This window comes from Aliivibrio logei (assembly GCF_001691055.1).
GTDB lineage: Bacteria > Pseudomonadota > Gammaproteobacteria > Enterobacterales > Vibrionaceae > Aliivibrio > Aliivibrio salmonicida.
Map to the genome: position 1 here is coordinate 1089067 of NZ_MAJU01000008.1, position 13725 is coordinate 1102791.

Below are 13725 nucleotides of genomic sequence, written 5' to 3' on the forward strand. Positions count from 1 at the left end.
GTAGCGTCTCCTGCTGTCATATTTCAGTAAGTGGGTTGACGATGAAGCCGCCCACCTACCTATTCATGTGTTATTACTTAATCGATACGATTAACGTAATAGACCTAGAGCAGCGTTTGGCGCTTGCTTAGCTTGAGCTAAGATAGAAGAGCTTGCTTGCTGTAGGATTTGTGCTTTAGTCATTTCAGTTGTTTCTTTCGCGAAATCAACGTCTTTGATTTGGCTCTTAGCAGAAGAAACGTTTTCGTTAATGTTGTCTAAGTTGTTGATTGTGTGACCCATACGGTTTTGAGCAGCACCTAGCTCAGAACGGTGGCTATCAACAAATTTCATTGCTGCATCAACAACCGCTACTGCGTCTTGAGAACCAGCTACAGTAGTAACATCGATGTTACCCACTGTTTTTTGAGCTTGAACAGCGTCAGACATACCAGTTTCGTTCGCTAGAGCACCAGAGAATGCGATTTCGCCTTCGATTGTGCCTTTAGCTGCGAATACTTGTAGCTTGCCATCTTCACCAACAGAAGCGCTAACTTTGTCAGTTTGGCCGTTGATGTAAGTTGCTACTTCTTCGATATCGTCGCCAGCTTTAGCGTTGATAGAAACAGATTGATCTTCGCCAGATTTATCTGTGAAAGAAATAGTCATGTTTGCGTCTTTACCAGCGGTCCAACCAGCAGCAACACCTTCTTTCGCAGTGAAAGATTGGCCACCCATGTTAGCTTCGTCTGCACGTAGGTTGTTCAAAGTAAGCATTACTGCTTCACCAGAATCAGCACCAACTTGGAAAGATTTAGTACCGAAGTTACCGTTAAGTAGACGAGTACCACCAAAAGAAGTTGTTTCAGCAATACGGTTCATTTCATCAGAAAGAGCCGTTACTTCTTGTTGGATCGCGCCACGGTCAGCGTCAGTGTTTGAACCATTTGAAGATTGCAGTGCAAGGTCACGTACACGAGAAAGAATGTTTGAAGTCTCTTTCATTGCGCCTTCAGCAGTTTGCATCATAGAGATGCCGTCGTTTGCGTTACGAACCGCTACGTCTAGACCACGAGTTTGCGTGTTTAGACGGTTAGAGATTTGTAGGCCAGCAGCATCATCTTTAGCACTGTTGATTTTGCTACCAGAAGACAGACGTTCCATTGATTGGTTAACGTCAGATGTTGCGCTGTTTAAGTAACGCTGTGCTGTCATTGCTGATACGTTAGTATTTACTGTAATAGACATAAATAGATCTCCTAAGGAAAATTGTTCAATGGTGGTTTAGTCTCATCCTCCAAACCAGCCATTGATTCTCACATATATTTAATAAAGCGTATCTCAATGCACTTTGTAGACTCTCACCTCTACAAAATACATAACGAGATAGCCTAAGTTTAATGTTTAAAAGTAAGTCAGACTTACTCATGACCTGTTGGGAAGGTATCCAGCGTGTCGCATAAACGCCCATTCTCACAAGTATTTACTATGCTGATTAGCCCAACAGGCCTAATGCTGCATTTGGTGCCTGCTTAGCTTGAGCTAGAATTGAAGAGCTCGCTTGTTGCAGGATTTGAGCTTTCGTCATTGCTGTCGTTTCTTTAGCAAAATCAACATCTTTGATTTGGCTGTTAGACGCATTAACGTTCTCATTAATATTTTCTAAGTTGCTGATAGCGTGGCCAAAGCGGTTTTGGAAAGCACCAAGGTCTGCACGGTTTGAATCAACGTATTGCATTGCTGAATCAAGAATCGCAACGGCTTTTTGTGAGCCACCTACGGTTGTGACATCGATGCTTTTTACTGTATCGGCAACCTTGTTACCCATACCTAATTCACTGCTTAGTGAACCACCAAATTTAATATCACTCGCGTCAGCAGATGCAAATACTTGCAGTTTGCCTTCACCGGTAACAGATGCGTTTATCGCATTACTTTGACCATTGATGTAAGTCGCTACTTCTTCAATGTCGTCGCCAGTTTTCGCATTGATTGAGATGTTTTGCTCTTTGCCGTCTTTATCAACAAAATTCATTGTTAATTCTGAGTTCTCAGCGCCTACTTTCCAGCTTGAATCTTTGCCTTCAGTCGCTGAGTAAGTTGAACCACCCATCTCTGTCGTATCAGAGCGCATGTTATTCAGTGTTAGCATTACTGCTTCACCTGAATCTGAACCGATTTGGAAAGACTTAGTACCAAATTGACCATTCAGTAGGCGAGAACCACCAAATGACGTTGTTTCTGCAATACGGTTTAACTCGTCATTCAAAGCAACCACTTCTTCTTGAATTGCGCCACGGTCAGCTGATGTATTTGAACCGTTTGAAGATTGAAGTGATAAATCACGCATACGTTGAAGGATGTTCGTTGTTTCGTTCATCGCGCCTTCAGCAGTTTGCGCCATTGAGATACCATCGTTTGCATTTCGAACTGCAACATCTAAGCCGCGAGTTTGAGAAGTTAGACGATTTGAAATTTGTAGGCCAGCCGCATCATCTTTTGCACTGTTAATTTTAAGACCTGAAGACAAACGCTCCATTGAGCTGTTTAGGTCGTTAGTTGCGTTGTTTAAGTAACGCTGTGCCGTCATTGCTGATACGTTTGTGTTTACATTTATAGCCATAATCTTATATCTCCGCTTTGGTTTCGAACCACTCCGCTCCTGGATTGGAAACCGTATTAATCATCGTTAGTACTTAACTTAACGACCTGATTTCAAATTACTTTAGAAAAACTTTTCATTTTTTAAGTTTTTCTTTTTCAAGAATTTTCAATTTTTCAGGCGTTATGCTTTGGTAATTACGTTATCGCACGATCTCAGAAAGTCTTTAGTAAAAAATGCAAAAAAAACGAAATTAATTGGGATGAAAGGTAAAATGTGAGGAAGATCTCTGCAAATAGATGATTATTGATGACTTTATAAACAAAAAGAAAAGCCAATCCAATTTACAGTACGATACTTTATTTATAGCGTTAATATAAAAAACAAAATAATGAAATAAAAAGCATAAAAAAAGCCGAGGTAATCCCCGGCTTTGGCATAGTGTGAGAGCACTATTACCTTAGAAGCTTTTCACTGTCGACTATCTTAATAGACCAAGAGCTGCGTTTGGCGCTTGCTTAGCTTGAGCTAAAATAGACGAACTTGCTTGTTGAAGAATTTGAGCTTTTGTCATCTCTGTCGTTTCTTTTGCAAAATCGACATCTTTAATACGGCTATTAGACGCAGATACGTTTTCATTAATACTATCTAAGTTAGAAATCGCGTGACTAAAGCGGTTTTGGAATGCCCCTAAATCGGCACGATTAGAATCAACAAACTGCATTGCCGCATCCAGTATCGCCACTGACTTCTGAGAGCCACCCACTGTCGTTACATCAATACTTTTTACGGTTTCTGCTTGAGCTGCGCCCATTTTTAGTTCGCCAGCAAGAGAACCACCGAAGCTTACTTCACCTTTAACTTTATCATTAGAGGTCACAATCTGAAGCTCACCCTTTTCTGAAACAGAGGCATTAATAGAATCCGTTTGACCATTAATGTAAGTCGCAACTTGCTCAATGTCATCGCCAGCTTTCGCATTAATAGTTAACTCTTTCTCTTCGCCTGCTTTATTTAAAAACGAGACTTTTAATTCTGAATTTTCAGCATTAACTGCCCAACCAGCACCAAGCTCTGTTTCTGCCTTATAGCTTGTGCCACCCATTGATGCAGAATCTGAACGCATGTTACTTAAATTCAGCATAACGGCTTCACCAGAATCAGCACCGATTTGGAAAGACTTAGTACCAAACTGACCATTAAGAAGACGTGAGCCACCAAATGATGTTGTTTCTGCAATTCGGTTTAGTTCATCATTCAATGCACCCACTTCTTGCTGAATCGCTTCACGATCAGACGTGGTATTTGATCCATTTGAAGATTGAAGCGATAAATCACGCATACGTTGCAGAATGTTGGTTGACTCATTCATCGCCCCTTCTGCGGTTTGTGCAATAGAAATACCATCGTTAGCATTACGAACAGCAACATCTAAGCCACGAGATTGTGACGTTAAGCGGTTTGAAATTTGCAAACCAGCCGCATCGTCTTTCGCGCTGTTAATTTTATAGCCAGAAGATAAGCGTTCCATTGATTTATTTACGCCATCTGTTGCATTGTTCAAGTAACGCTGAGCCGTCATCGCTGATACGTTCGTATTTACTGTAATCGACATAGTGGTATCTCCGTTTAGTTTTCCGATTGTTTTCCGGAGTTCGGAAAACTGAGCTTCATTATTCGGTGCTACCAATCCTAACCAGTAGCGCCTGATACTTAATTTAGCGACGGTTAAAAATAAACCTTTATTGTTTTCTTTATAAAATAACCGATTACTTTATGAACCATGATCGTGCTTCAAAGTTTTTAAAATCTGACAGAAAAATAGCTCAAGTTTTAAGCCAACCCGCCAAGTGAACAGTATCTCATTGATATAAAAAGAATCTTTTGAGTACTTTATCAACAAAGGGCGCATTCTCTGTCTTTAAACGTCACTTACCTTTTCTCTAGGCGAAAAAAAACCAGCTCAATGCTGGTTTAATAAAAAGAGAAAAGACATTCACTCCCTCATTAGCCTAATAATTTTAATGCAATGTCAGGGGATTGCTTTGCTTGCGCTAATATTGTCGAACTTACCTGTTGTAAGATCTGTGCTTTCATCATTTCTACGGTTTCTTTTGCAAAGTCCGTGTCTTCAATTCGGCTATTTGATGACGCGATGTTCTCATGAATATTATTTAAATTATTAATCGCATGACCAAATCGATTCTGAAATGCCCCTAATGTCGCTCGCTCTTGATCAACAAAACCTAATGCGGCATCTAACGTCGCAATCGCTTTTTGTGAACCACCAACACTGGTCAAATCTAAATCGTTCACCGTATCAAAAACAGCACCACCAACCGCTAACTCGGCGGATAAGGTTCCACCAAACGTCACAGCACTGGATACCAAGTCCCCCGCTGTAAATAACTGCAGTTGCCCGTTATCATCAACAGACGCTTGAACCGTATCATTTTGCCCATTAATGTAAGTGGCTAGCTCTTCAATATCATCACCCGCTTTCGCTTCAATCGTGATCTCTTGTGCTTTGCCTTCTTTATCATTAAAAGACAGGGTTAACGTTTGACGGCCTTCTGGCACTGTCCACCCTCTGTTTAATTGGTTTTGAGAGGTGTAATTAAAACCGCCCATCGCTAATGTATCTGATCGCATGCTGCCTAGCGTGAGCTGAACCGCTTCACCTGCGTTAGCACCAATTTGAAATGTCGATGTACCAAATTGACCATTCAATAAACGGCGTCCACCAAAAGACGTTGTTTCAGCAATACGATTAAGCTCATCGTTTAATGCGTCGGATTCTTCTTGAATCGCTTGTCTATCTTGAAGGGCATTAGACCCATTCGACGATTGCAAAGCTAAATCGCGCATGCGTTGAAGGATATTGGTGCTTTCATTCATTGCACCTTCCGCCGTTTGAGCAATGGAAATACCATCATTCGCATTACGAACGGCAACATCTAACCCACTCATCTGCGCTTGCAATCGATTCGATATCTGCAAACCGGCGGCATCATCTTTCGCGCTATTAATACGCTTGCCGGATGAGAGGCGTTCCATTGACTGATTTAAATGGTCGGTTGCTTGATTTAAATATCGCTGTGCCGTCATTGCAGACACATTGGTGTTTACCGTTACAGACATAACAATCTCTTAATGAATTTTTATCTTAATAAGTATATCGGCCTAAATACTCAAAGCTTAACTGATATTTTGATGCTGACAGCGTTCACTACTTTCTATTTGATAATAGCGAGGATCAATACCTTCACTTTTCAATAGTTTAATAAGTGCAGGATCTGAACACCCGTTACCTAAATAGTGTTTTAATCCCTTTTTTGATGAGTGTTTCACTTTGTGTTTAGGCGTATTAAAGCACGAACCATACCCTTTAACATGGCTGTTTTCAGGAGTAATCCCTTTCTCTTCAAAATAGGAGACGACGCTAGAATCAATGCATGACTTCGCTAAAATAAACGAATCATAGTTGGAAACAGATATAGAAGAATGATGCGGTTGAGCACTTAATGCAGAAAAAGGCAGAGAGCTTAATAATAAAAAGCGTAAGAATGAGTTCACAACATGACCTTACTTAAATAAATAGACAGTAAGTCATCGACCGTTGTGTGATTTTCTAAATAAAATAGGATGAAATTTGAGGGGGAAGCCCCTTACGGGGCATAAAGCTAGGTTGGTTTTTTATGAGGAGATCTGTGAGAAGAACCACAAAAAACCAGTTACCTAAAGCTTGCCAACAATCAGTTGAACAAGAGGTTGATGAGAGATGAGAGCACCTCTTGTTCAATCTTAATGACTGTTGTTCGTTACTATTACTGCAGTAATTTTAGTGCAGCGTTTGGTAACTGTTTCGCTTGAGCAAGAATAGAGGTACTAGACTGCTGAAGGATTTGTGCTTTTGTCATGTTTGTTGTTTCTTTAGCAAAATCAGTATCTTTGATTCGGCTATTAGAAGCAGACACATTCTCTTGAATGTTAGACAAGTTGTTGATGCTGTGACCTAGACGGTTTTGTTTCGCGCCTAAATCAGCACGTTCACGGTCAATGTAAGCAAGCGCTGAATCGATAACACCGATAGATACTTGTGCATCACCAACAGACGTTACGTCCAGTTTATCAACCGTTGCTTTAGTACCAACGCCGCCAGCTAAACCTAGCTCTGAAGCAAGATTACCAGAAACCGCTAATTCACCTTCAATTGATGGTTCAGCAACAAACAGTTGCAGTTTACCTTCATCACCAACAGACGCAGAGATCTTGTCTGATTGACCATTGATGTACGTTGCTAGTTCTTCAATGTCATCGCCTGCTTTAGCATTGATATTGATAGAAACCGCTTCGCCTTTCTTCGTAGTAAACTCAAGTTTTAAGTCGTTTTTACCCGTTTCAACGTTCCACTCAGCTGTTTTTCCGTTTTCAGAAACAAAACGCTGACCGCCCATGCTGTCGTCATCAGAACGTACAGATGGCAGTTTAATAAGAATAGCTTCGCCTGAGTTTGCACCAATTTGGAATGCAGATTCACCAAATTGACCATTAAGTAGTCGACGACCACCAAATGACGTTGTTTCAGCGATACGGTTTAATTCATCAGATAGCGCGTGTACTTCTTCTTGAATTGAAGAACGATCTTGGTTTGAATTAGAACCATTTGCCGCTTGCAATGACAAGTCACGCATACGTTGAAGGATGTTTGTCGATTCATTCATCGCACCTTCAGCCGTTTGAGCGATAGAAATACCATCGTTCGCATTACGCATAGCAACATCAAGACCACGAGTCTGAGCTGTTAAACGGTTAGAAATTTGTAGACCAGCAGCGTCATCTTTTGCGCTGTTGATTTTAGTACCTGAAGACAAGCGCTCCATTGAATTATTTAGATCATTTGTTGCGTTATTCAAGTAACGCTGTGCAGTCATCGCAGCTACGTTAGTATTTACATTTACAGCCATGGTTGCTCTCCTTCGGCTTCGTTTTCACGAAATCAATTTCTGCTCTATTCAGAAATATTTAAAATTCATAGTTAATATTAGCCACAATTGGCCAATGATTATCAATGTCACAAATTCATATTCGTACTCATACTAAATCAGTAGAAATACAAAATAAGGACTAACATACAAAAGCAAAGCTTCGAACTCTACTTTGCAACTGCTATGCCACCATTTACCATTGGCAAACTGTGAACTACTCAGTCATAGTTATTAGATAGCATAAGATGTGCCAGTTTTCTTAAAAAAAGAAAGTAATACTAAAATAAACTGACAATTAATTTGTTTTCAATGACTTAATCAATACAATTTTCATGGTCATCATTAGATAGTAAGGTTATTACTCTTTATTTTAGTGAAAAATTACGTGTATTTAATCACGGAATTTCTCATTTACGCGGCAACAAAATCAATGAAGCGGCAACGATATTCCCATGCAAAAAACTGATAATTCAATCAGTTAGCAATCAATAAAAAAGCCCAGCATTTCTACTGGGCTTTTTTATTTCAAATGAATGTCCGTTACACGTAATTAAATAAAGTAATGTCTTTTACTTTACCAAACGCTTGCTGTGAAGCTTGAAGTGCACGGGTGTTTTCATTAAATTCAATCACTGCTTGAGCGTAATCAAGATCTTCTATTGAGCTTAATGATTTTGAAATTGTTAAATCAAAATCTTGATGTTGTGATTCTTGTTGGTCAAGCGTGTTCTGTCTAGTACCTACTTCTGCTCTTGCTTGGCTTAAATGAATAAACGCCGCATGAAACTCTTCAGTCACTTGGTGTAATTCAGCCGTGCTAGACGCATCTGAAACATCTTTCATTGATAGTTCTTGTGCTTTTTTAAACGCATCAAAAATGCTGATGGTTTTCTTTGGTTCTAATGTAATAGTATCGCCCGCTTTTAATTGCCCACGAACCTGAATATCAACGCCTTCGTATTTAATCCCTTCTGCTGGATTAAATTGGGCACTTTTTACGACACTGCCATCTTGAGATAACTGGTAATTGTATTGCCCATTGTCTGCAGCACTAAAAGCGACTTGGTACGTTGACGTGTCGGTGTAATCCATATTTTTTGCTTTTGACAGCAATAACTCGGACCCTTCTTGAAGTGCATATTGTGGGTCGTAATCACCAAATGGATTTTTAATCTCAGTAAACAGTTTATTACCTGCATCATTTACAGCAACTTCAATTGAACCTGACACTTTTAAGTTACGTTGGTAGTCATCACCCGCGTAGGTCACTGTTCCATCATTTGCTCTAAAAAAAGGCTGAGTTTTTGATTTAGTTCCTGAGAATAAGTAATTGCCTGATTCATCTAACATATTGGTTAGATTTAAAAAGTTATCAGCAATCCCTTTAATGTCTTGGGCGTGAGCATAGCGGTCTTCTGGTGCAAGAGAACCGTTAATCATTTCCATAACACTACGTTTAGCATCATCGGCAAATTGCTCAGCATTCGCAATCGCAACTTCATGACGCTCTAAACGGTTACGAGCTAATACAATGGTATCGCTGTATTGACGTAATTCTTCTTTTTTCTGCGTTAAATTTTGTGCGTATAACGCAGCAACAGGATCATCCCCTGCCGTTAATAGCTTTTTACCTGAAGCCAATTGTGCACTGTTATGATGCAATTTCACTTCTTGGCGAGAAATATCATTCTGCACTGATTGGTAATTATGAAAGCTTGAAATACGATTTAACATATCTGATGCCTCTTAGTTACGATAATTGCAGAATTGTATTAAACGTTTCATCTGCCGCTTTCATTATGCGAGAAGACGCCATGTAAGCTTGTTGAAACTTCATCATGTTTGCCGCTTCTTCATCCAAGTTAACACCAGAAACAGACGCAACGCGACTTTGTGCCGCTTCGGTCTCTACACGTGCAACTTCAGTTAAACGAGTGGCGGTTGCTTTTTTAAGGCCAACTTCTGTATTTACGTTTTGGTACAAGTCGATCACCGTTGAACGGCCTTCGTCCATGACCTTACGAGTTTGCAGACCTTGCATTAGCAACAAGTTACCGTTATCCCCTTCTGATGGAACGAGGTTTGCTGCAAACTTATCATTTGCGGCAGCACCACCAGACAATTCAAACGTAGTTCCACCGACAGTCACTGGACCTTTTGGCGGATAGGTTTGTGGCTCAAGTAACATTTTGCCTTTCATGTCTAACACAGCAAATTGATTCGCTGCTGGAGAAATCACAACTTGGAACTCTTTTAAGTCGCCTGACTGTAATACTTTAAATTTCGCATTACCTGTCGCAAACGTTGCGGAGCTCGCATAACTTTGTGCCGCAATTTTCTCAGCTTCGTTCATTTCAAGCTTCATGTCGCCAGCCGCAAGACGGGTTGGACGAAGTAATATACGCTCACCGGCACTTAGTGGTTCGCGAATTTCTACTCGCATGCCATCTAAGAAAAAGGTCGATGGGTTACCGGTTGGGTCTAAGCGTTGTACTTCGCCTGTAGGTCGGGTCACCGTATATTGGCTGCCATCGTATTTAAGGGCGTAATCACCGGCTTTCAATAAGCTGATGTCGTCAATAAATACACCGATTTCTGCTGAAGAATCACCAGAAATAATGGCACGACTACGAACGGCTTGTTCTGAGTTTACGTCAGAGAAAATATTTGCACCGACCTGCCCACGTAAATCAATGGCTTGGCTTTGTAAACGGTTAACTTCACTGCTGAAGCCTACAGCTACTCGGCCTAGTTCATCCATAATCGTAGGGATCGTTTTATCGCGCAGCTCAAACAATGACGATAATTTACCGCCAATGCTGTCATGCTGAATGGCTTTAACACCATTGCCCTCAACCATCGCTAGTCGACGCTGTAATGGGTCAGGCGTTCCTTGAATCATCTTCAATTGACTTGATTCAGTACCAGACACTAACATGTGCCCACCACCAATTAAGACATTGAATGAATTCTCATTGTCACGTTTTGTGATCGTTACTTTTGTGTATTGAGACAGCTCTTTAATTAACTTTTCATGACGGTCCATTAGGTCATTGTGCGGACCTGGGGTCTTAACCATCATCTTGTTAATGTCTTTTAACTCTAGAGCAATACCATTCATACGCTCTACAGTAAGATCCATCTTTTTATTTACGTCGGCATTTTGCTGACGTACATTTTCATAAAAGTCGTTCAAGCTTTGTGAAATAAGACGTGATTTTTCAAGGACGACTTTACGTGCGCCGATTTCGTTAGGGCTATCAGAAAGCGTTTTTACGGCATCAAACCAATCATTAATGTTTTCAGGAATACGTTTAGCGCCAATAGACGACATCATATTCGTAAGAACATCAAGATTTGCTTCTGTATCCATCGAGTAATTTAGATTGGTTGTCGATAGGTTCAGTTCATTGGTTGCGAACTGATCAAACGAACGTCGCACAGCGGCAACATGCACGCCTGCGCCGAGGTTTGCACCTGACACCCAATGAGGCATATTTGTTTCTTGAACTACCGATTGACGACTAAAGCCTTCAGTATTAACGTTGTTAATATTGTGACTGGTCGTATTCAGTTGACGCTGCGCCGTAAGCACACCTTGTGTACCTAGATTAAGCAGATCAAGTCCCATGTAGCCTCCAAAAAACTCTATAAAAGATGCAGTAAAATTTCCTAACAAATCTAATATAGCAATCAATGTGCCAACTTTTATTTTGTTAATTATCAACAAGATAAAGAGACACTACTGAAACTATGGGAAACGATTGCCTCTTTTTATCCTCTTGCTCACCTTTCTTTGCCTCTTTCCTTTTATAAGCGGCAATAAAAAATCCTGCCACTTAGATTTAAGAGACAGGATTCAAGAGGTTACATTGTGAGCGATTATTTTAGTAAGTCTTCAACCGTCTTCATTACGCTCATTACTTTGCTTGAGTAATTAGGATCCGTTGCATAACCCGCACTGTGAATGCCTTTAATAAAGCTTTCTGAACTTTGTGTTTGTTGCAATGCGCGTTCATAACGTGGGTTTTGATTTAAGAAACGCACAAAGTCACTGAAGCTTTCTTCATAATTGTCGTATGAACGGAAAGCGGCATTCTCTGAAACGGCAATGTTATCGTGATATTCCAACGTATTTTTAGCGATCTTATCGCCTTGCCAGCTTCTGTCTGCTTTAATGTTGAATAAGTTATGGCTTGAATCCACTGAATTCTTAATAACTTTCTTACCCCAGCCAGTTTCTAATGCGGCCTGAGCGATTAATACATTTGAATCAATACCTAAGGCCTTTGCCGCTTTTTCAGCGTATGGCTTCATCGTATCAACAAATTGCTGAGGTGAATCAAACTTCTCAGGCTGTTGAATTTGTCTTGCCGCTAGCATTTGTTCTAATTTAACGGCCGATGGTGATTCAGTTTGTGACGCTTGTTTTGCCGCAGACAGGGGTTGATGCTCTGCAGGCAAACGCAATGTTTCATCCGTTGCCGCTCTTCGCATTGCCACTCGTGCATTTTGCTCTAAATTCTTGCCATTGTGCACTGGCGGTTCTTGATTTAGTGAGGCACCAAGTTGTGCAACAATCATATCCGCTAATCCTAGCGAGCCTTGCTTTGATAATTCGGTCGACATTTGGTCGTCACGCATTTGTTCAAAGAACTTTTGATTATCACTGCTCATCATGTCTGATTTAAATGAACTGTTAGCATTACGCATTGATTTAAAAAGCATTTGTGTAAAGATCGATTCAAACTGCACAGCCGCCGCACGCAAGGCTTTGTCTTGGCTTTCTTGATCGCCATTTACCGCACTTTTACGTAATTTATCTAGGCCACCCACATCGTGGATAAAGCCAACGTCTGTCATATTTACTGAATTATTCATCGTCACACTTATTATTTAAAATCAGGCCAACTAACACTCTATTAACTAGAGCAAGTTTAATGCCAAGTCGTCGTGCTGCTAATTTTGTAAATAACAAACATAAAAAAACGCACCTCAAAAAAGTGCGTTTTTAGAATCATTGAAATCAAACTTAAATAATGATCAGTTGGCCTTCAATTGCGCCTGCTTGTTTCAACGCTTGAAGAATTGCCATTAAATCGGATGGTGCTGCACCAACCTCATTCACCGCTCGAACCAAATCGTCTAACGTTAAGCCCGGTTCAAATTTAAACATCTTACCCTGCTTCTCGGTTACTTCGATGTCAGAGTCTTGTGTTACAACCGTTTTACCATTACCGAATGGTCCCGGTTGACTCACTTGTTGGTTTTCTTTGATTGCTACTGTCATTCCACCGTGAGTCACTGCGGCCGCTCTTAATCTAACGTGTTTACCAACCACAATCGTACCAGTACGAGAATTCACAATAATTTTTGCTGAGCCATCTGCTGGGTCAAAGTTAACATTTTCTACCGCAGATAAAAACGCAACTCGTTGGCTAATATCTCGGGGAGCTCGAACTCGAACAGAAGTCGCATCAACCGCTGAAGCCATATTAGGGCCAAGGAAATTATTGACCGCATCAGCCATACGTTGAGCGGTTGTAAAATCTGAATCTAGTAAGTTGAAGGTAATGAAATCACCACGACCGAATGGCGACGGAACTTCACGCTCAACCATTGCACCACCAGAAATACGGCCGACTGTTGGGTTATTACCCACAATTTTAGAACCATCAGCACCGGTTGCACTAAAACCACTCACAATTAAATTACCTTGTGCAATGGCGTATGTTTTTCCATCCAAGCCTTTTAAGAAGGTTTGTAATAATGTACCACCACGTAAGCTTTTTGCTGAACCAACAGATGAAACCGTAATATCAACCACTTGACCTTGCTTTGCAAAAGCTGGCAATGTCGCAGTGACCATCACTGCTGCTACGTTTTTCGTTTTTGGTTTTGTGCCTGGTGGCAATTGAATGCCAAAGTTTTGTAACATGGCATTGAAACTTTGATCGGTAAATGGCGTTGATTCGCCCGTTCCCGGTAAACCAGAAACCAAACCATAGCCGATTAATTGGTTACTACGAACTCCTGCAACTTCTGACACGTCTTTAATACGTGCCGCTTGTGCAGTAGAGATACTTAGGCATAACCAAGTAAGAATTAAGGTAACTAGGTTTTTCTTCACGTCAAAACTCCAACGATTCGTCATTA

Annotated in this window: 10 protein-coding genes; all 10 read right to left on the reverse strand. The window is 40.7% G+C overall.

Annotated elements, in window-relative coordinates:
• Positions 1-90: 90 nt before the first annotated feature.
• The 10 genes from A6E04_RS09100 to A6E04_RS09145 all read right to left on the reverse strand — a co-directional run bounded on the left by A6E04_RS09100 (position 91) and on the right by A6E04_RS09145 (position 13723).
• On the reverse strand, positions 91-1227 hold the full coding sequence (locus tag A6E04_RS09100; RefSeq protein ID WP_012550818.1) for a flagellin: 1137 nt from the start codon (positions 1225-1227) through the stop codon (positions 91-93).
• A 247-nt stretch (positions 1228-1474) separates the two neighbouring features.
• Entirely contained in the window at positions 1475-2602 is a 1128-nt protein-coding gene (locus tag A6E04_RS09105; RefSeq protein WP_023603887.1) for a flagellin, read from the reverse strand.
• Positions 2603-3062: 460 nt separating this feature from the next.
• Positions 3063-4196: a flagellin gene (locus tag A6E04_RS09110; protein WP_044583308.1), complete on the reverse strand. Its 1134-nt coding sequence runs from the start codon at positions 4194-4196 to the stop codon at positions 3063-3065.
• 392 nt (positions 4197-4588) lie between these two features.
• Complete coding sequence (locus A6E04_RS09115) at positions 4589-5722, reverse strand: flagellin (protein WP_065610942.1); 1134 nt, start codon at positions 5720-5722, stop codon at positions 4589-4591.
• A gap of 57 nt (positions 5723-5779) precedes the next feature.
• On the reverse strand, positions 5780-6157 hold the full coding sequence (locus A6E04_RS09120; protein WP_065610944.1) for a hypothetical protein: 378 nt from the start codon (positions 6155-6157) through the stop codon (positions 5780-5782).
• 251 nt (positions 6158-6408) lie between these two features.
• A complete protein-coding gene (locus tag A6E04_RS09125) occupies positions 6409-7548 on the reverse strand; it encodes a flagellin (protein ID WP_012550823.1) in 1140 nt (379 codons plus the stop codon).
• A gap of 561 nt (positions 7549-8109) precedes the next feature.
• The gene (flgL, locus tag A6E04_RS09130) at positions 8110-9303 is read right to left on the reverse strand and encodes a flagellar hook-associated protein FlgL (protein ID WP_065610946.1); all 1194 of its coding nucleotides are present in this window, start codon (positions 9301-9303) and stop codon (positions 8110-8112) included.
• Positions 9304-9319: 16 nt separating this feature from the next.
• Entirely contained in the window at positions 9320-11200 is a 1881-nt protein-coding gene (flgK, locus tag A6E04_RS09135) for a flagellar hook-associated protein FlgK (RefSeq protein ID WP_017021165.1), read from the reverse strand.
• A 251-nt stretch (positions 11201-11451) separates the two neighbouring features.
• Complete coding sequence (gene flgJ, locus A6E04_RS09140; RefSeq protein WP_017021166.1) at positions 11452-12450, reverse strand: flagellar assembly peptidoglycan hydrolase FlgJ; 999 nt, start codon at positions 12448-12450, stop codon at positions 11452-11454.
• Between the two features lie 151 nt (positions 12451-12601).
• Entirely contained in the window at positions 12602-13723 is a 1122-nt protein-coding gene (locus A6E04_RS09145) for a flagellar basal body P-ring protein FlgI (protein ID WP_017021167.1), read from the reverse strand.
• Positions 13724-13725: the final 2 nt, after the last annotated feature.